Genomic DNA, 17,743 nt, shown 5'->3' on the forward strand with positions numbered 1-17,743 from the left:
TTCGCTCGAGCTGACAGCATCAACGACAAGCTCGTCTACACCGGCGCCCTGCGGGCCCAGCTCCTATCCGGAAGCCGGGCGCAGGCCGCGATCTCGGTCTTCCGCCAGGGCAGCACGTCCCGGACCCAGCTCGACGCCGCCGAGGACATGGAGCTTCAGCCGGGCGACGTCCTGGAGGTCGCGCTCAAGCCGGATCCCACCCTGCGGGGCATCGGTGACGGAGCCGGCCAGAACTGACGCCCCCCGGTTCGGCACCCCATGGGCCGAGCCGACACCCCCTTTGACAGAGAGCGCTCCGAGGCGGTGTCCGCCGCGGTGAGGAGAGAGCCATGAACCGACACTCGACCAGCGCGTCCTTCCTGCCGATCGGTGCGGCCCGCGCCGGTGGGACGGGCCCCTGGCGCAGCCTGCCGTTCTCGTCCGAGACGGAGGCGCAGGTCTCCATCCTGACGATTGCCCGGCAGAACTGGCGGTCGATCCTGGTCTTCGCCACCATCGGCCTGGTCTGCGCCGGATTCTACGTCGCGACCGCGCCCGCGATCTTCACGGCCCGGACGCGCATCTACATCGAGAGCCGCACCAGCCCGGTGACGGCCCGCGACACGCCCAATGCCGGGGCCCCGCTCGAGATCGCCGAGGTGGAGAGCCAGGTCGAGTACATACGCTCGGAGAAGATCGCGCTGGCCGCCGTGCGCCGGCTCGGCCTCCCCCCCCTGCAGGACCTCGCGGTGCCCTCGCACCCGCTGGTGGCGAAGATCCGTGAGGTCGTGAAGGCCCTCAAGGCGCTCCCCCATCGATTGATCGGCACCGAACCGCCGGTCCGGGAGACTGCCCCCGTGAGCCCGGAACTGAGCCAGGCACGGACCCTCCGGGAGAACGTGGAGGCCAACCGCATCGGCGCGGCCTACGTCATCGAGGTCGGGTACAGCGCCGACAACCCGACCACCGCCGCCGCCGTCGCGAACGCGGTGGCCGAGGCCTATGTCAGCACCGAGCTGGAAAACCGGGCCCAGATCTGGAAGGTCGCCGGCGAGTGGATGCTGCCGCGGCTGAAGGAACTCCAGCAGCGCGCCAGCCAGGCCTCGCGCGAGGCCCAGACCTACAAGGCCGAGCACACCATCATCGACCTGGGCAAGCGCGGCCTCGTGGGCGAGCAGCAGGTGGAAGAGCTCAACACCGCCGTGGCCGCGGCCCGCGCCAAGACCATGGATGCCCGGGCGGTGCGCGACCAGATCCGCGGGCTCCTCGATTCGGACATCGCCGATCCCGGGATCACCGAGGCCTTCAAGGATAGCGTGATCATCCAGCTGCGCCGGCAATATGTCGACCTCGTGCAGCGCGCCGACGACCTGAAGCGCCGGCTCGGCCCCGACCACGAGGCGGTCCAGGCGATCCAGCGGGACATTCAGGCGGCCAAGCAGTCGCTGCGCACCGAACTCGAGCGCCTCGCCATGTCCCTGGACCACGATTACGAGGTCGCCAAGGCACGCGAGGACAGCATGACGGCGGCCTTCGACGCCCTGATCTCGAAGACGCTGATCATGAGCAATGCCCGGGTCAAGGCGAAAGAACTCGACCGCACCGCCGAGACCTACGACCAGATCTACACGAACCTGCTCCAGCGCTACATCGACGCCGTCAACCAGCAATCCTATCCGCAGCCCTCCGCCCACGTGATCACGCCGGCGACCGTGCCGGAGGCTCCGAGCGCGCCCCGCGGCAGCCTGATCCTGCTCCTCGGCCTCTTCGTCGGCACCGGGTTCGGGGTGAGCGGCGCCTTCGCGCGGCACTGGTTCGACCGGACGATCCGCTCGCCCCGGCAGCTCACCGGCCACGGCCTGACCTGCCTCGCCGCTCTCCCCGAGCTGCGGCGCGAGCCGGGCTTCCGGGCCGCCCTGGCGCTGGCTCAGGCCCATGCCAGCGAGGCGCAGCGCCCGGCCAATGTCGAAGCGTTCAAGGCGAGCGCGGTGCGGTTCATGCCCCAATCGGTCTTCGTCGAGCGCCTGCACAGCCTGAAGGCCCATGTGCTGGGCAGCGATCGCCGCGGTGCGGTCTTCGCGATCGGCGTCACCTCGGTGGGGTCCGGCGCGGGCAAGACCCTGTTCGCGAGCAATTTCGGCCAGCTCCTCGCCCGCGTCCGGTCGAGCGCCGGGCGGGTGCTGGTGATCGACGCGGACGTCAGGCGGGCGACGCTCTCGCAGATCAACCGGGCCACGGACCAGCGCGGCCTGCTCGATGTGCTCGCCGGCCGCTGCTGCGCCACGGAGGCGGTCCGGCCCCAGCCCGGGGAAGTCCGCCTGCTCGCCTGCGGGAACCGCCACCCGAACGACCCCCATTTCAGCGACCTGATGACCCCGGAAGGCGTCGCGTCGGTCGTCGGGGACGAGCGCACCACCCTCGACCGCGTCGTCGTCGATCTGCCGCCGGTGGACGAATTGCCCACGCTTCAGCCGCTCCTCGACAGCCTCGACGGCCTGATCATCGTGGTGGAGGCGGGGCGGACGAGCATCGACGAGGTCGCCGCCGCCGTCCACGATCTCGAGTCGAGCGGCAGCACCGTCCTGGGCATCGTGCTCAACAAGACGAGCGACGGGACGACGGTCCGGCGGGGCGGCCTCAGGAGCGCGCTCCGGCGCTGGGCCACGGCCCCGCGGCGGCCCCACGACGCAACCCAGGCGGCTCTGTGACCGGCCCGCTCAGCCGGGGCATCGGCCGGACCTCGGCCTTCGGGCCGGGCGCGGCCACCGCGCCCCCGGCGGTCGCGAACCCGAAGACCGCGCCCGGCCGTCGGGTCGCCTTCTTCGGCCACGATCTGGCCGAGCCGACGGTCCGGAAGCGGGTCGATGCCATCCGGGAAGCCGGCTGGTCCGTAATCGTCTACGCCTTCGAGCGGGCCCGACCCGGCGGCGCAGCCACGCCCCGGGAGGCGGACGACGCCGTCCCGCTCGGCCGGACCGTCGACCGGAACTATGCAAGCCGGCTGCCGCGCCTCGCCCTCGGCATCCTCCGCGCCCTGCGCCGCGGGCCCGACCTGCGCGCGGCGGACGTGATCTACGTGCGCAACCTCGACATGGCCCTCGTGGCCTGGACCTCTTCACGCCTCGCCGGAAGCCGCGCGCGCCTCGTCTACGAGGTGCTCGACATCCAGCGGCTGATGGTCCGGCCGGACGCCCCGGGGCGGATCGCCCGCACGGTCGAGCGCTGGCTCCTCCGCCGCAGCGCCCTTCTCGTCGTGAGCGCACCGGACTTCATCGACCGGTACTTCCGGCCCGTCCAAGGCTTCACCGGCGCGTGGCATCTGCTGGAGAACAAGGTCATGGGCCATCGCCTCGGCGAGGTGGCGGACCGGCTCGATCGCACCCGCGCGGCTGAGCCGCCCTGGGTGATCGGCTGGTTCGGGACGCTGCGCTGCCGCAGGAGCCTGACGCTTCTCGCCGCCATTGCCGACGCCCTCGGCGACTCGGTGCGGATCGTCCTGGCCGGGCGTCTCTCCGAGGAGGACATAGCCCCGCACATGCTGGCCGAAACCCTGGACAGCCGTGCGAACATGGCGTTCCGCGGTCCTTACGCCAATCCCCGCGATCTCCCCGAGATCTACAGCGGGATCCACTTCAGCTGGGCCGTCGATTACCTCGACGATGGACTGAATTCGGACTGGCTGCTGCCGAACCGGCTCTACGAGGGCGGCCTGTGCGGGGCGCTGACGCTCGCGCGCGCCTCGACCGCCACCGGGCGCTACGCGGTCGCCGAAGGGCTCGGCTGGGCCTTCCCCGAGCCGCTCGCGGATTCCGTGACGGCGTTCCTGCGGACGCTGACGCCCGCCGTCTACGCGCAGCGACACGCCCGCCTGCTCGCCTGCGACCTCGCCACGTTCGTCGATGTCGGCGGCATGCGCGATCTCCTGGTCCGGGTGGACTGAACAGGCCTCTTCAGAGCAGTCCGGGCATCGCAATTCCGGCGCGCAGGCGCGGGCTGATTCGCCCGCCGCGCGGGGCGGCACGCCCAGCCGCGCCGCGGATCCGGATGCCCTGCCATTCGGTACCGCAGCGTACCCATGAAATCAGTACTCGACTCAAAACAGCCCCAACAAACACCCACATATGTTGCATTTTAGCCTCATCATTTGACACCGGATCGCATTGGGGCGAATACTTGCAATCGAATACCTGAAGCGCATTCGGATCAGCGAAATCGGTTCGAAAGCCAAGCCAAACGCCTTAGCAATAAGCGGAGGCAAGCAAAGCAAAGTTTGATCATTCAGAAAATCGATGAACGATGGACTACATTCGCAAAGATCTTGAGACCGATCGCTGCCCGACGACAAAAGACCTTGCGAATGCACATCTCGATCAGTTCAAGAACCGGCCATCAAACAAATCACCCTGTACGTACGTAGTGAGCGATGATTGTATTTAGAGAAGAAATTTAGGCAGTTAATTTCATACAGGGTATTTACAGGCGATTTTACGAAAGTTAGCATTGTATCCGTGGTCATCGGCCATCGCCCCAGACGACCGGAGCGACCGCGTATCTCAGTGTCACGCCGTCGGCGGGCTCATTGGGTGCTCACGTCATCGCTGACAATGGACTTCCTTCGAAAGGAGGTAATTTCTCATGGCCAGTCTTGGTACTCGAGACGCGCTCATCATCGTTGAGCGGGACACGGCCGAGAGCCGCGGCGGCTTTTCGGGTGCACATGCCGGTGACAACCCGGCCGTCGTCGAGCAACGGGACCAGTCCCGGGGCCGCTCCAGCCGCATCGTGATCATCGATCGACGCCAGCTCGTCGGCCGATGCCTCGCCGCCTCGCTCAGCGAGGCCGACCGGGAGACTTCGTTCGAAGTCTTCGCGGACATCGAATCGTGGAAGCGTCAGACGCCCTTCGTTCCGGCGAGCGTGGTCGTCCTCTGTCGGCCGGACGGCAATCTGTCCGAGACCGAGTGGGCCGAGATCACCCGGGAGCTGACCTTCCTGCAGGGCGAGGCCGGCACGCCGCCGGTGGCGGTCATCTCGGACGGCGAGCACCTCGAGCAGATCGTGCGGATCATCAAGCTCGGGGTCAAAGGCTACATTCCGACGACGACCTCCGTCGACATCGCCCTGCAGGCCCTCCAGCTCGTGCAGGCCGGCGGCGTCTACATCCCGGCCGAGTGCCTCCTGCCCCTGCTGGCCAACATCAAGGTGGACGAGCCGGTCGAGGCCGGCGACGATGAGATCTTCTCGCCGCGGCAGCTCTGCGTGGCGCGGGCGCTGCGGAAGGGCACGCCGAACAAGATCATCGCGTATGAACTGAACATGTGCGAGAGCACCGTGAAGGTTCATGTCCGCAATATCATGAAGAAGCTCAAGGCCAAGAACCGGACGGAAGTCGCCTATCTGACGAACAAGTACTTCCTCCGGGAGGATTCGAGCCTGGCGAGCGTGAAGGCCCCCGCGGCCTGATCGCTCCCGGCGCCCCTCCCGCGGTCGCAGGGTGACCCCGGCGAGACCGCGATCCGGCGGCGCCAAGCGGGGCTTCACGGACTCCTCTCCGGTCGACGGCTTGATCGGCCCGGGAGGGGCCTCGTCAGCCTCGCCGCCGCTTGATGCATCGGGCTCCTGAAGCGGACGGATCGCCCGCGCCGCCCCGGCGGGCGCGATCATCGGCGCAGATCCCGGCTCGCGCGGCGACGGGCCCCATCGCGGGCGAAGTCGAGATCGCTTCCCTGCCGGCCGCCCCGCTCCGTCGCGGGCAGTTCGCGCAGCGTGTCGCCCGCCCCGTCGGGCATGCGGGCGCCGGGCCGCACCGGAACTGGCCGCTTCGGCCGCTGGCGGGCCGCTGCCCGTCCAGGCATCGCGCACCCGGCCGCCGACCGCCGCCACCCGCATTCAGGGCCACGCCCGCCTCGCGCTTGGCGGCGCCCCGCAGCGCGGCGCCGGACGCGTCCCCCCGCCCCAGCCTGGGAGCCTGGGAGCCTGGGAGCCTGGGAGCCTGGGAGCCTGGGAGCCTGGGAGGCGCCGGCACGTCCGCGCAGGGCTCGACATCCCCCGTCCTTCGGTCCGCACCCGTGCTGCCCCGACATCACCGTCCGGACATCGCGGGTGTCAGACGGCTACGCCCTTCGGCCTAGATCGAGCCATCCTTCGGCGATCCGGCGAAGATTGCGCACAGGCATCACCCGAATTGCCAAAGACGGCTGCTCTTTTCTGACCGCTTCATCTCAGGGCGCACGCGGCTAAGATGCGCGCATCGGGCTATAGCAGAGAACTCCCGAAAGAGTTCCGACCGAGGAGAATCCTGTTGGCGGCGCGTTTCTACTTCGAGATCGCAAATGCCGAGGAGACGATCCGCGACCTGGTCGGCGTCGAGGCCGCGGGCCTCGAGGAAGCCCTGATCGAGGCCCGCAGCGTGATCGCCGAGATGGCCGAGGAGATCACCGGAGGCGGCCGGGAACCGCTCTGGACCCTGCTCGTGCGCAACGAGGCCGGCTGGCTGGTCGGCCGGTTGCCCATCCGGAAGTGACGGCACTGGCCGCACCCGCCGCCTCCGAGGCGCGCCTGTTAAGATATCGTTAACGGATCGTCTTGAGGATCGGGCCAGCCCTCGCACCGTGGCAGCCATGGCCGGAATGCCCCTCTCCTCGACCGACCCGCGCGCCGCCCTGCAGGCTGATGCCATGGCCGCCCAGATGGCGCTGGCCGCCGACGCCCTGCAGTTGCGCGGCGATATCGAGACGGCCGAATCGCTTCGCGCCATGGCGCGGCACAACCGGATCCTCGGACTCAAGCTGCGGGTCGAGCACGGTCTCGCGCCGCTCCCGAGCCGCGACCGCGTCCGGCGTCAGGGCAGCGCGACCCGCTGACGGTTCCGCCCGGAGCGACGCGGCACGCCCGGTTCCGCTCCCCTCGAGACAGGGCGTCCCGGGCACAGGCCCCCACGCCCGCACCGGCGCCGATTGCTCGCCGCGCCTTAACGGCCGGCGCCTGTCCCGTCATGCGACGGGCCCCACCCTGACCGATGCCCCCGGGGCGGCCGATCCGCCGATCCGGCCATGCGGCGACCGTGCCGCTCGGCGCCGGCAGATGCGGGCTCTCCACGTGCGGTCGCCCGCCTCGCGCCCGATCCGGCCGAAGCGGCACGCCGTGTCCTGGACAGTCCCCCCGCGGGCCAGCTCCGCCGGAAAGCGGTTCCGGGACGGTCGCGGTCCGAACGGGATGCGTGAAAGGCGCCATCCCATTGAAAAAATTCGACATGGCTGGCGTCGAATTGAGAGTGTGATAGAGTAGCAGCTCAGCTTGCGACAGGAAATTCAGTCGTCGTGCCGGCGCCAGAAGCGGAAAATTCGGATATCAGCACAACCCTGGCGCTGGACATGGTCGGGCGCGCCTATTTGGCCCTCGCTCTGCTCTATGAGACGGCTCATCCTGGCGAGTTCGGCGATGTTCAGCAGAAGATCCGCACGTTCGTCGAAGATAATTTCCGCATCATTCAAGAAACAAGCCGCAACGGAAGCCTGACAACCGGGACAGTCGACGACGCCGTTCAACTTGTGAACAGCGTCCTCGTTGAGGTTGAAAACAAGATTGCCACGATGATCCGGCCGACACGACCTATGCGCAGCTAGGTATCGTCTTGAGATAGGCTTGCGCTGAGCTTGTCCGTTCCGAGACTGTTGCAGTCGAGCCATGGGCCTCCGCTAAATCGCCGTGCGGCACGCCTTGTCGAAAAGTGCAATTGGCCTCAATATCGACAGATATAATTGAGCATGTTACCCGGAGAAAAGGGCAGCAATAGAATATCAATCACGATGATATGCAGCGATGATTGTGATCGAGGCGCGCGCAGTGCGGATGTCGCGCTCGAGGTCCTGATCCGGGCCTATCACGCTCTTGCGGTGGTCTACGAGCTGTCCAGCCCCGGTGCCTACGTGGCGCTCCATGGCAAGATGATGCCCTACCTGCTGGACAGCTTCCACCAGGGCACGAAGCGGGACGCCGTCGATCCGAATCTGGACGCGGCGTTCTCGACCGCCCTCGAACGGGTCCGCTGCGCGCTGGACGACGTCTGCTCCGACGTGGCGGCCGTCCGCACCCGCAAGGCGGAGCGCGACCGCTGATCCGCCAGGCAGGCTCGGCCGGAGCCTGGGATCAGCGCACGGGCTCGAGGCGGCGCTCGGGCCCGAGGAGCAGGCGCGGCCGGATCTCCCGGTCCGGCGCAGCCGCGGGCATCAGGCGCGCGAGCTTGGCCGCCAGAGTCACCGACAGGATGTGCCGCCACGCCATGGGCGTGCCGAGCAGTTCCCTCACGGCCGCCGCGTAGCCCTGGGCGCGTCGCCGGTCGAGAACGCGCCGGTGTTGCCAGCGCTTGGCCGTCGCGGTCCGGTGAGCCCGGAGCGCCGCCCGGGCATCCGGGGTGAGACCCGGCCGGTCCAGCATGGCGTCGTCGAAGGCCAGGATCGCCGCGAGATCGTCCGTCCGGTGCTGGGCGCTCAGCGAGTTCGCCCGTTCGACCGCTACAATACCACAGGGCGCCGTCACGGCGAACACCGCCCCGGCCGCCAGCGCCTCCACGTAGAGGGCGTAATCCTCCCCGAGGCGCAGGCGCACGTCGTAGCGCAGCCCCTGCCGCTCCAGGAATCCCCGCCGCATGACCGGCTTCAGGAAGCCGAGTTCGCGCCGGTACGCGCCGGGACGGGGGATGTTGCCGGCCACGAAGGTCGCGAGGGTGAGCCGCTGCGGCCGCCCGGGCCCGGTCACGAGGCCGGCGGCGGAGCCCGCCTCGCGGCCGCGGACCATGATGATGTCGTCGGCGATCAGGTCCCAGGTCCGGGGCGCGGACAGGAGCCGGCCGAGCCGGCCGTCGACGAAGTGGTCGTCGGCGTCGAGGATGCAGAGCAGCGGGGCGGTCGCGGCCGCGATGGCCCGGTTGCGGGCGGCCGCGGGTCCGACATTGACGGACAGCCGGATCAGCTTCAGGCGGCCCGAACCATCGTCGGCCGCCGCGGCGGCCGCGCCGGTCCGGTCCGCGGAGGCATCGTCCACCACGATGACCTCCGCGACCTCCGGCTGCCGGAGCGCCGAGGCGATGGCGGTCGCGATCGTGTCCGCGGCGTCCCGGGCCGCGATGATGACGCAGACCTCCGGGACGGGGGACGGGGCCTGTAATCTGTGCACCGGACGACTCCGCGACTCACGGGCCGGTCCGCGCCGCGGCCGGTCCGCCGCACGGTAGGATGGCTCCGCCGCGGGGCGCGAGATCGTCCGAAAGGAGAGGGAGCGCCCCGGCCCGGATCGTCCGAATGATCACCGGTCCGCGGCGCCCCCGTCGCTACGATCCGCACCGCCGCGATCGGGCGGCGAAGATAAGGACGCGCGCATGACGATCTGGTCCGGCCCGGTCCGCCGCCTCTGCGTGGCGGCGACGCTCCTCCTGCAGGCCCATCCCGGCAGCGCCGGCGAGACCGCCGCTCCGCCGGCCGGCGCCCCGGCCGAACAGGGCGGCGGATCCTTCGTCGAGACCTTCAACACCTTGAGCGACCGCCGCTGGTACATCTCGGACGGCTGGGCCAACGGCGACTGGCAGGGCTGCATGTGGTCGAAGCAGCGCGTCCGGATCGCCAAGCCCGGCGAACTGACGCTGGCCCTGGCGAACATCGCCTACAAGGAGCGCCCGTTCAGCTGCGCCGAGATCCAGACCCACGAGCGCTACGGCTACGGCACCTACGAGGTCCGGATGCGGCCCGGCGCCGGGTCCGGCATGGTCTCGGCGTTCTTCACCTACAACGGCCCCGAGAACGGCGACCGGCGCACGAACGACGAGATCGACTTCGAGTTCCTCGGCAAGGACACCGGCAAGGTCCAGCTCAACTACTTCGTCGGCGGCGTCGGCGGCCACGACAGCTTCGACCCGCTCGGATTCGATGCCGCGACCGCCACCGCCGACTACGCCCTCGAGTGGCTGCCCGACCGCCTGCGCTGGTACGTCAACGGACGCCTGCTGCGCGAGGTGCGCGCCGCGCCCGACCGACCGCTCCCGTCGCATCCGGGCAAGATCATGCTCAGCGTCTGGTCGGGACAGGGCCAGGATTTCGCGTCCTGGCTCGGACCGACGGTCTATCCGGGACGGCCGGTCACCGCGCTGTTCGAGCGGGTGGCGTTCACCCGGATGGGCGATCCGTGCGGCTTCAAGGAATCGATCGTCTGCCGGTAGCGGCCCCCGTCGGTCGGCCGCGCCCCGGACACCGGACGGGGCGGAATCTTAACGTCTCCGCATCAGGCTCAGCCCGCGAATGTGCCCGGAGCTGCGCGATGCATTGGTCGAGCCTCGTCATCGCCGCCTACGCCGCCGGATTCGTGGAGTTCTGGCGACTCTGCATCGAGGCACCCACCGCCGAGGACGATGCGGCCTGACGTGCCCGCGTCGCCGCGGCGGCCCGGGCCGGCCCCGGGGGCGTCACCGCTGATTGGCGATGGGCCGCAGCAGCGCGCCGAGCAGAAAGGCCAGCTGGCCGCAGATCAGCAGCGCCGTACCGCGGCGCAGACACGCACCTGCGCTCAGGTTGTAGACGCAGAGGCCGTAGCCGACCTCCGCCGCCACGATCGGAACGAAGACCAGCAGCCGCCAGACCGAACCGAAGCGTCCGAGCATCACGCCCAGCAGGGCGTTGAGCATCATGCCCTTCATCGGCGCATTCCACGGTGTGCGCGGCGATTGGGACGCGGCCGCCAGGCCATGGCCCTAGCGGCTGCCGCGCTGGCTCAACACGGCCGGCACCGTCTTGAGCAGGATGCCGAGGTCGCGGGCGAGGCTCCACTGGCTGGCATAGGCGCAATCCAGGGCGACGCGCTCGGCGTAGCCCGTGTCGCTGCGCCCGGAGACCTGCCACAGGCCGGTCAGCCCCGGCGGAACCGAGAAGCAGGTGATGAAGTCGGCGCCGTAGCGGACGACCTCCGCCTGCACGATCGGCCGCGGACCGACGAGGCTCATCTCTCCGCACAGCACGTTCCAGAGCTGCGGCAGCTCGTCGAGGGAGGTCTTGCGCAGGACCTGGCCCAGCGCCGTCACGCGGGGGTCGTGCGTGAGCTTGTAGGACGCCTCCCACTCGGCCCGGGCCTCGGGATGCTCGGCGAAGTGCCGCGTCAGAACCGTGTCGCTGTCCGGCACCATGGACCGGAACTTCAGGCAGCCGAAGGGGCGCCCGTACCGGCCGAGGCGCTTGTGGCGGAAGATCGGCGACCGGCCGTCGCTCCCCCAGATCAGCAGGGCGATGAACAGCAGGAGCGGCAGCAGCAGGAGCAGGGCCGTCAGGGCGATGGTGGCGTCGAGGATGCGCTTCGTCACCCAGCTCGCCCTGAGGCCCGGGCCGGCCTGCACCGTCGCCGGCAACGTCTTGACCAAGGCCTCGTTGATCGTCTCGACCACATCCTGCGGCGTCGACGACTCGATCGGCGTCGGGGTCCCGGCCGGGCGCAACATGTCGGCTCCTTGACTCGAAGCGAGACGGGGTCCGAACCTGCGGAGCGGCGTGCGCGCCCGGCCGGTCCGGCCCGCGTCGCCGCAGCCGGCTTCGACGGCTGTCAGCCGGTCCGAAGGGGCGTCGATCGCAGGCGGAACCCTTGCGCCGACTCTGGGCCGGCGAGAGGTTCGGCAACAAGACGGCCGCCGATCCATCAATGGAGGTAAATCGTTGCTGGTCGTGCTGGTCTTCGCTGCGCTGATAGGAGGAGCGATCGGCTTCACACTGGTCCTGCCGAAGGGGATCCTGGTCGCGCTGCTGGCCGCCCAGGCTGCGGCGGCCGTTTCCGTCGGCCTCGTCGCCCTCCTCGCCCGGCGCCGCTGAGCGGCAAGACCGCTTTCGGGGAGCCCCGCTCCCCCGATCGAGGTAGGGACCTCCGGCTCTCAGCCCGGTCTATGGCGGCGTGTCCGGCCCTCCCGGACGCGAACGAAGCCGCACGGGCGAGATCGGCACTCAGGTCTGCCCCGGCGCGGCGCGGACGATCACCGGACGAGGCGCGCCGTGGCCCCTCCAGAGCGCCGCATCATCGGGTTCGACGGCCTCCGGGCCGTGGCGTTCCTGATGGTCTTCATCAGCCACAAGGCGTCGAGCCCGAGGACCGAAGCCGTCGGCACAGCCGGGGTGTGGCTGTTCTTCGTCCTGAGCGGCTTCCTGATCGTCCGCATCCTCGACGCCGCCCGCGCGGCGGTGGAGGCCGGCACGGCGACGCCGCTCGGCAGCCTCGGACTGTTCTACCGGAACCGGATCGCCCGCATCGTGCCGGTCTACTACGTCTTCCTGTTCGTGCTCTACACGGTCCGGCCCGGCGACCCGTCCAGTCTCGGCACCGCCGCGTTCAAGGGCGCGACGTGGTTCTACGTCACGAACGTCTACATCGCGCAGAACGGCTGGGGGACCGAACTCGGCCACCTCTGGAGCCTCGCCGTCGAGCAGCAATTCTACCTGCTGTTCGCGCCGGCGGCGCTGTTCCTGCCGCGGCGGCACCTCGGCACGCTGTGCGGGATCCTGATCGGGGTCAGCGTCGTGACGCACGGCGCCCTGTGGCTGTCGGGCGCCGGGCCGACGCGCTTCGATGTCGATACGCTGGCCAATCTCGGGCTGATCGCGCTGGGCGGCCTCGCCGGTCTGCGCACCAAGCCGCTTCCGGCCTGGCTCGCCCACGACGCCGCCCTGGCCGGCGTGGCGATCCTGTTCCTGACCCTGCCGCTCGTGGTCGCGCCGACCGGCTGGTGGCTGATCCTCGGCCGCCTCAGCGGCGTCCTGGCGGCGCTGCTCCTGCTGCAGGTGGTTCAGGTGCGGGACGGCCGCGCGGTCGCCCTGCTGGAGATCCCGTGGCTGCGCCGGATCGGCGTGATCAGCTACGCCGCCTACCTGTTCCACGTTCCGCTCCACGCGGAACGGGTGCTCGCGCCAATCGGCCTCGACGTCGCCGGCCCGCGCCCGGTCTCGATGGCGCTTGACCTGATCCTGACGCTGTTGCTGGCGGAATTGTCGTGGCGGCTCCTCGAGGCGCCGGCCCGCCGGCTCCTGCGGGCGCCACCCCGGCGGGTCGGCTCGTCTGCGCTGATCGGCCCGTAGCCGCGTCCCGCGGCGGCAGCGGCCGGGCCGGTTTGCGGATGCCCGCGGGCGGGCCCCGTCTAGCTCTTGATCGGCAACCGGCCGACCTCGGCACCGGTGGCGTCGCGCACGACGAGCGTCCACCTGCCGTCCGAGCCTGCGGCACCCAGATCGCCTGCCACTTCGTCGATCACGCTGCGGGCCTCCGCCAGCGCCTCGGCCAGGTCTTCGGCTTCCACGCCCTGCGCGTCGCGGATCGTTTCCTTGCCGTTCTCGATATCGAAATAGAAGCGACTGGGCACCCATCTCCTCCCTGAATGCTGCCCTCGGGAGGGCCCCCTCGGATACTACCTACGTAGTTCGCCCGTGCCCGACAATGCTCAGTAGGAGACATAAACCTTAACAAACACCAAAACTGTTTTCGCCAGTCGCGTTGCAATAATGTCGAGATTCCATCCAAATAATCCATTATAGGTATCGCCGATCACCCTTCCGGCCGCGTCGGCCATGGCGACGCGCGGTGACGGGCCTCAGCGGCGTTCGACATGACAGCCTCCGGCGATTCGAGCCTCAAGAAGGATTCTCCCGCCTCGGCGGAGCGAAAGCAGAAATTGCGCGCCCATGTCCGGTCGATCCTGACGCAGGGCCTCACCCCGCAGGAGCCGCGTCCCGGCGGCGAATCGAAGCCCGGGTCACGCTGAGCGCCCTCCGCCACCGGAGCCATCCGCCGCAAGAGGAAGGGCTGCCGGCGGCCCTACGCCCTTTGAGCGTCGTGCGCGCCGATCACTTCGGGCTCATGTCGAGGGCGGCCCGGGAGGCCGCGCCCGTCGGGCCAGGAAACGCGATGGCGGATCAACTCTTGTCCGATGCCCGGGGCACGTCCGTGGACGTCTCGTTCATCATGGCCGCGCACGATGCGGCGCCCTGGATCGAGATGGCCGTTCGCTCCGCCCTCGCCCAGACCGGCGTCGCCGTGGAGGTCGTGGCGGTCGATGACGGCTCGCGGGACGGGACCGGGACCGTGCTGGCGCGCTTGGCGGAGGCCGATCGGCGCGTCCGCGTGATCCCCCTCGCCGGGGCCGGGCCGGGATCGCCCCGGGGCCCGTCGAGCGCCCGGAACGCGGCCCTGGACGCCGCCCGGGGCCGCTGGATCGCGATCCTCGACGCCGACGACCTGATCCTGCCAAATCGCTCCCGGTCGCTGCTCGACCTTGCCCTGGCGGCGGATGCCGACATCGTCGCCGACAACCCGATCCCGTTCACGGACGTGTTCGATCCCCGGGGACCGGGCATGATGGAGGGCGGCCGGGAGCCGTACCTGTTCGAGATCGATCTCGCCAAGTACATCGCCTGCAATCAACTTCTCAGGCCCGGGACCAAGCTCGGCTACCTCAAGCCCATGATCCGGGCCGAGACCCTCAACCGGCACAAGATCCGGTACGACGAAGGCGTCCGGATCGGCGAGGACTTCCTGCTGTGCCTCGAGGCCCTCGCGGCGGGCGCGCGGTTCGTGGTCACCAGCGACGCGGGCTACGGCTATCGGCGCGGCCCGACCTCCCTGTCCCACCGGCTGCGCCAAGCCGACATCGCGCGCTTGGAGGCGGCCTTCGCGGTCCGGGCGGAGCACGGCCGCCTCGCGGAGGCCCGGGCGCGGTCCGCTGAGATCCGCCACGGCAGCCGCGCCTACCGCGACGGCCTCGCGATGATGCGCATGATGGCCCAGGTCATCGAGGCCGCCCAGGCCGGCCGGTGGATCCAGGGCGCCGCCCTGGCGCTCCGGCATCCCCGGATGTGGCAATCCCTGGCCGCGACGCTGCTGGAAGCGGCGGGCAAGCGCCTGCGGCCGAGGCTACACGCCCTCCCGATCGGACAGAGGTGAGACGATGCGCCTGTGCATCTGTATCTGCACCTGCGAGCGGCCCGTCGGGCTCGCGCGCCTTCTCAAGGCGCTGGACCAGCAGCGGCTCGGCAACCTCGCCGAGACCGCCCTGCGCATCCTGATCATCGACAACGGGCGCAGCCGCGCCGCCGTGCCGGTGGTGGAGGCCTATCGGGCGACCGGCCGTTTCCCGGTCACCTATGCCCGGGAGGAGACCCGCGGCCTCGCCGCGGTCCGCAACCGGAGCCTCGCGGAGGCCTCCGCGGCCGGCGCGGACTGGGTCGCGCTGATCGACGACGACGAGTTCCCCGACCGGGACTGGCTCCACAACCTGCTCGAGACCGCCCTCGGAACGGGGGCCGCGGCCTGCATCGGGCCGGTCGTGCCGTTCTTCGACCGGGTGCCGCCCACCTGGGCGGCGGCGGGGGGCTTCTTCGCCAAGCGCCTGCCGGTCCGCGACGGCTTCGTGCAGGACGGCTACACCGCCAACGCGCTCCTGGACCTGCGGGTGATCCGGGCGCTGGGCCTGTCCTTCGACATGCGCTTCAACACCCTGGGCGGCGAGGACACCTTCTTCTTCCGGTCCTTGCTGCAGGCCGGGCACCGGATCGCCTGGGCCGAGACGGCTTTGGTCTACGACAGCATCCCGACGCACCGGATGCGGGTGCGCTGGCTGCTGGCCCGCTGGTACCGCAGCGGCAACGTCGAGGCCTATCTCGGCCGGCTCCGCCCGGAGACGGTGACCGGCCGCCTCGCCAATGCGGGCCGCGGCCTCGCGCGCCTCGGCGGTGGCCTGCTGCGGCTCGGGATCGCCGGCCTGTCCCTCAGGCCGGAGACCCTGATCGGCGGCGGCTACACGCTGTGCCGGGGGGCCGGCCTGCTCGCAGCGGTCATCGGCCTGAGCTACCGGGAATATCACCCGTCGCGCTACCGGTAGCGTCTCCTAGCGGGTCGCGAACGCGATGCTGAGCGCCGCCTTGGCCACGAGGCCCGGGCTTGCCAGGGCGTCGCGGTACTGGCGGTAGCGCCGGTCGAGGGCGTTCTGGACGACGACATCCGCCGTGACCCGGTCGGTGACCGCATAGGTGGCGAAGAGGTCCACCAGCCCGTAGGCCTTGGTGGCCCGGTTCCGGGAGCCCGCCGGGAGGTCGGTGCGCGCATCCACCAGGGTCAGGCGCGTCCCGACGATGAGCCGGTCGGCGAGGAAGCGCAGGCCCAACGTCGTGCCGATCCGGTCCGGCGGCACCGTGAGCAGGCTCTCGCGGGTGGCGCGGTCGCGACCGTCGATATGGGTGGCGGCGAGCGACACGAAGCCCCGGCCCCAATCGTAGGTGCCCTCCAGTTCCACGCCCGACAGGTCGGCCCGGGCGATGTTGCGGTACTGGTAGGAGCGCACTGGGATCACGCAGGGGAAGCGCCCGGGCCGGCCGGAGCAGGCCGAGGCCGGGATGCCGGGGATCGCCGGGACGAAGTAGGTCGGTCCGACCGCCTGCATGTCGATGAAGGCGTCGACCGCGGTGTCGAACACGGCGAGCTTGGCGCGCAGGGAATCCTCCGGCCCCATCACGGCGTCGGCGCGCAGGTTGACGCCGCCCTCGACGGTGCGGGCCACCTCCGGCCGCAGGGCCGGATTCGGCAGGATCGTGAAGGCCGGGAACGGGTGGAGGCCCTGCACCAGCGTCTCGGTGACGGTGGGGGCGCGATAGCCCTCGGCATAGGTGCCGTAGAGTTCGAGCCGCCCAGCGGCGCAACGCCGATCGTGATCTTCGGCGAGACCCGCGCGCCGCCCGCGCGATAGGCCCCGCCGTCGAGCCGGTAGCTGTCGCGCCCGAGCGCGCCGACGATCCGCAGCCACGGCGCGGCTGGATCTCGTCCCTGCAGGAAGGCGCCGGCCAGGTCCCGCCGCCCCGACGGCGTGAAGGCCGCCCCGAAGCCGCCGGCCCGGTCGGTGGTCCGGACGCGATTCGCCACGCCGTCGCCGCCGAGCGTGAGCGCGTGCGCGACCGGACCGGTCTCGAACCGGGCGGTGTTGTGGGCGTCGAAGCCCATCGTCGCGATGTCGTAGGTCAGACGGTCGCCGGCCCGGGTGCCGAGCCGGCTGTAAACGCCCCGCGGCGAGTCCTGGAGGAAAGTCAGGGCGTCGTGCGTCGTGGTCGCGTAGCTGTCGAGGCTGAGATCGACGAGCGGCACGTCCGGCCGGGCGAAGCGGTAGCCGACGGTGTAGGTGTCGGCCTGCACGGCGTTGGCGAAGCGAGCCCCGCCGCCGGTGTCGCCGCCATTGACGAAGTCGAAGCGCTGGAGGAGCGCGGTGGCGTGGATCGCGTGTCCGTCCGCGGGCCGCAGGGTGAGCTTGGCGAGGCCCGCATTCAGGTCGCTGCCGGTATCGGGCACCGGCAGGCCGGCGCCGTCGCGATAGGGCGCGGTGTCGCGGAAGACGAACTGCCCGAACAGGTCCGCGGCGGTGCCGATGCGGGCGCCGAGCGCCGAGCTGTTCACGAAGCGCTGGCCGTTCGTGCCGAAGCCCTGCTTCTGCACGAAGCCGGCGGTCTCGTCGGGGGCCAGGATGTCGTCGATCGACCGGGTGCGGAACGCCGCGACGCCCCCGATGGCGCCCGAGCCGTAGATCGTCGCCGTGGGCCCGCGGGTGATGTCGACGCCGCCGACGAGTTCGGGATCCAGGTAGAACACGCCGTTGGCGCCGTGGCCCGAGACCTGGAAGTCCTGCCGCGCGCCGTCGACCAGGACGTTGACCCGGCCGAAATCCTGCAGGCCGCGGATGTTGATCGCCTGCGCGGGATCGGTCCGGTTCTCC

19 protein-coding genes and 1 pseudogene are annotated in these 17,743 nt (G+C 70.3%); 14 read left to right on the forward strand and 6 right to left on the reverse strand.

Annotation, left to right across the window (positions count from 1 at the left end):
- From I53_RS23150 to I53_RS23185, 8 genes and pseudogenes are all read left to right on the forward strand, one after another.
- Positions 1-237: pseudogene (locus I53_RS23150) on the forward strand (sugar transporter); the annotation flags it as partial.
- Between the two features lie 92 nt (positions 238-329).
- On the forward strand, positions 330-2,687 hold the full coding sequence (locus I53_RS23155; RefSeq protein ID WP_043355156.1) for a polysaccharide biosynthesis tyrosine autokinase: 2,358 nt from the start codon (positions 330-332) through the stop codon (positions 2,685-2,687).
- Positions 2,684-3,919: a glucosyl transferase gene (locus I53_RS23160; protein WP_043355158.1), complete on the forward strand. Its 1,236-nt coding sequence runs from the start codon at positions 2,684-2,686 to the stop codon at positions 3,917-3,919. The genes I53_RS23155 and I53_RS23160 overlap by 4 nt, the downstream gene beginning before the upstream one ends.
- Positions 3,920-4,614: 695 nt before the next feature.
- On the forward strand, positions 4,615-5,442 hold the full coding sequence (locus tag I53_RS23165) for a response regulator transcription factor (protein ID WP_043355160.1): 828 nt from the start codon (positions 4,615-4,617) through the stop codon (positions 5,440-5,442).
- Between the two features lie 838 nt (positions 5,443-6,280).
- Positions 6,281-6,502 carry a hypothetical protein gene (locus I53_RS23170; protein WP_043355162.1) on the forward strand — a complete coding sequence of 74 codons (222 nt, stop codon included), beginning with the start codon at positions 6,281-6,283 and terminating at the stop codon, positions 6,500-6,502.
- Positions 6,503-6,599: 97 nt separating this feature from the next.
- Complete coding sequence (locus I53_RS23175; RefSeq protein ID WP_043355164.1) at positions 6,600-6,842, forward strand: hypothetical protein; 243 nt, start codon at positions 6,600-6,602, stop codon at positions 6,840-6,842.
- A gap of 456 nt (positions 6,843-7,298) precedes the next feature.
- Positions 7,299-7,604: a hypothetical protein gene (locus I53_RS23180; protein ID WP_085987698.1), complete on the forward strand. Its 306-nt coding sequence runs from the start codon at positions 7,299-7,301 to the stop codon at positions 7,602-7,604.
- 183 nt (positions 7,605-7,787) lie between these two features.
- Positions 7,788-8,096 (forward strand): hypothetical protein, encoded by a 309-nt coding sequence (locus I53_RS23185; RefSeq protein WP_043355166.1) that lies wholly within the window; start codon positions 7,788-7,790, stop codon positions 8,094-8,096.
- 31 nt (positions 8,097-8,127) lie between these two features.
- Here I53_RS23185 and I53_RS23190 read toward each other — a convergent pair whose 3' ends face one another.
- Positions 8,128-9,153, reverse strand: a complete 1,026-nt coding sequence (locus I53_RS23190) for a glycosyltransferase (RefSeq protein WP_043355168.1) — start codon at positions 9,151-9,153, stop codon at positions 8,128-8,130.
- A gap of 202 nt (positions 9,154-9,355) precedes the next feature.
- On the opposite strand from I53_RS23190, the gene I53_RS23195 reads away from it, so the two are divergent.
- Entirely contained in the window at positions 9,356-10,189 is an 834-nt protein-coding gene (locus tag I53_RS23195) for a family 16 glycosylhydrolase (protein ID WP_043355170.1), read from the forward strand.
- Between the two features lie 243 nt (positions 10,190-10,432).
- On the opposite strand, the gene I53_RS23200 is transcribed toward I53_RS23195, so the two are convergent.
- Both I53_RS23200 and I53_RS23205 read right to left on the reverse strand, forming a co-directional pair.
- Positions 10,433-10,663 carry a hypothetical protein gene (locus tag I53_RS23200; RefSeq protein ID WP_043355172.1) on the reverse strand — a complete coding sequence of 77 codons (231 nt, stop codon included), beginning with the start codon at positions 10,661-10,663 and terminating at the stop codon, positions 10,433-10,435.
- Positions 10,664-10,717: 54 nt separating this feature from the next.
- Positions 10,718-11,455, reverse strand: coding sequence for a sugar transferase (locus I53_RS23205; RefSeq protein ID WP_051045014.1), 738 nt, complete (start codon positions 11,453-11,455; stop codon positions 10,718-10,720).
- A 211-nt stretch (positions 11,456-11,666) separates the two neighbouring features.
- On the opposite strand from I53_RS23205, the gene I53_RS34220 reads away from it, so the two are divergent.
- Together I53_RS34220 and I53_RS23210 are read left to right on the forward strand one after the other, a co-directional pair.
- Complete coding sequence (locus tag I53_RS34220) at positions 11,667-11,819, forward strand: hypothetical protein (RefSeq protein ID WP_164706357.1); 153 nt, start codon at positions 11,667-11,669, stop codon at positions 11,817-11,819.
- Positions 11,820-11,996: 177 nt separating this feature from the next.
- Positions 11,997-13,073, forward strand: a complete 1,077-nt coding sequence (locus tag I53_RS23210; protein ID WP_043355174.1) for an acyltransferase — start codon at positions 11,997-11,999, stop codon at positions 13,071-13,073.
- A 59-nt stretch (positions 13,074-13,132) separates the two neighbouring features.
- Here I53_RS23210 and I53_RS23215 read toward each other — a convergent pair whose 3' ends face one another.
- The gene (locus I53_RS23215; RefSeq protein WP_043355176.1) at positions 13,133-13,354 is read right to left on the reverse strand and encodes a hypothetical protein; all 222 of its coding nucleotides are present in this window, start codon (positions 13,352-13,354) and stop codon (positions 13,133-13,135) included.
- A gap of 243 nt (positions 13,355-13,597) precedes the next feature.
- Here I53_RS23215 and I53_RS34225 point away from each other — a divergent pair, with 243 nt between their 5' ends.
- The 3 genes from I53_RS34225 to I53_RS23225 all read left to right on the forward strand — a co-directional run bounded on the left by I53_RS34225 (position 13,598) and on the right by I53_RS23225 (position 15,868).
- Positions 13,598-13,753: a hypothetical protein gene (locus I53_RS34225; protein ID WP_158713266.1), complete on the forward strand. Its 156-nt coding sequence runs from the start codon at positions 13,598-13,600 to the stop codon at positions 13,751-13,753.
- 143 nt (positions 13,754-13,896) lie between these two features.
- Positions 13,897-14,931, forward strand: a complete 1,035-nt coding sequence (locus I53_RS23220; protein WP_051045017.1) for a glycosyltransferase family 2 protein — start codon at positions 13,897-13,899, stop codon at positions 14,929-14,931.
- A 4-nt stretch (positions 14,932-14,935) separates the two neighbouring features.
- A complete protein-coding gene (locus I53_RS23225; RefSeq protein WP_043355178.1) occupies positions 14,936-15,868 on the forward strand; it encodes a glycosyltransferase family 2 protein in 933 nt (310 codons plus the stop codon).
- 6 nt (positions 15,869-15,874) lie between these two features.
- On the opposite strand, the gene I53_RS35400 is transcribed toward I53_RS23225, so the two are convergent.
- Positions 15,875-16,606 carry a TonB-dependent receptor domain-containing protein gene (locus tag I53_RS35400; protein ID WP_251982417.1) on the reverse strand — a complete coding sequence of 244 codons (732 nt, stop codon included), beginning with the start codon at positions 16,604-16,606 and terminating at the stop codon, positions 15,875-15,877.
- The coding region (locus tag I53_RS23230) for a TonB-dependent receptor plug domain-containing protein (protein WP_251982418.1) at positions 16,495-17,743 on the reverse strand (1,249 nt) is incomplete at its 5' end. The genes I53_RS35400 and I53_RS23230, both read right to left, overlap by 112 nt.

Origin of the sequence: Methylobacterium sp. B1 (assembly GCF_000333255.1) — a bacterium.
GTDB lineage: Bacteria > Pseudomonadota > Alphaproteobacteria > Rhizobiales > Beijerinckiaceae > Methylobacterium > Methylobacterium fujisawaense.

Coding starts and splice junctions, on each gene's coding strand:
- I53_RS34225 (WP_158713266.1), top strand. CDS start 13,598: ATGACAGCCTCCGGCGATTCGAGCCTCAAGAAGGATTCTCCCGCCTCG.
- I53_RS23205 (WP_051045014.1), bottom strand. CDS start 11,455: ATGTTGCGCCCGGCCGGGACCCCGACGCCGATCGAGTCGTCGACGCCG.
- I53_RS23185 (WP_043355166.1), top strand. CDS start 7,788: ATGATATGCAGCGATGATTGTGATCGAGGCGCGCGCAGTGCGGATGTC.
- I53_RS23165 (WP_043355160.1), top strand. CDS start 4,615: ATGGCCAGTCTTGGTACTCGAGACGCGCTCATCATCGTTGAGCGGGAC.
- I53_RS23175 (WP_043355164.1), top strand. CDS start 6,600: ATGGCCGGAATGCCCCTCTCCTCGACCGACCCGCGCGCCGCCCTGCAG.
- I53_RS23225 (WP_043355178.1), top strand. CDS start 14,936: ATGCGCCTGTGCATCTGTATCTGCACCTGCGAGCGGCCCGTCGGGCTC.
- I53_RS23155 (WP_043355156.1), top strand. CDS start 330: ATGAACCGACACTCGACCAGCGCGTCCTTCCTGCCGATCGGTGCGGCC.
- I53_RS23220 (WP_051045017.1), top strand. CDS start 13,897: ATGGCGGATCAACTCTTGTCCGATGCCCGGGGCACGTCCGTGGACGTC.
- I53_RS23195 (WP_043355170.1), top strand. CDS start 9,356: ATGACGATCTGGTCCGGCCCGGTCCGCCGCCTCTGCGTGGCGGCGACG.
- I53_RS23200 (WP_043355172.1), bottom strand. CDS start 10,663: ATGAAGGGCATGATGCTCAACGCCCTGCTGGGCGTGATGCTCGGACGC.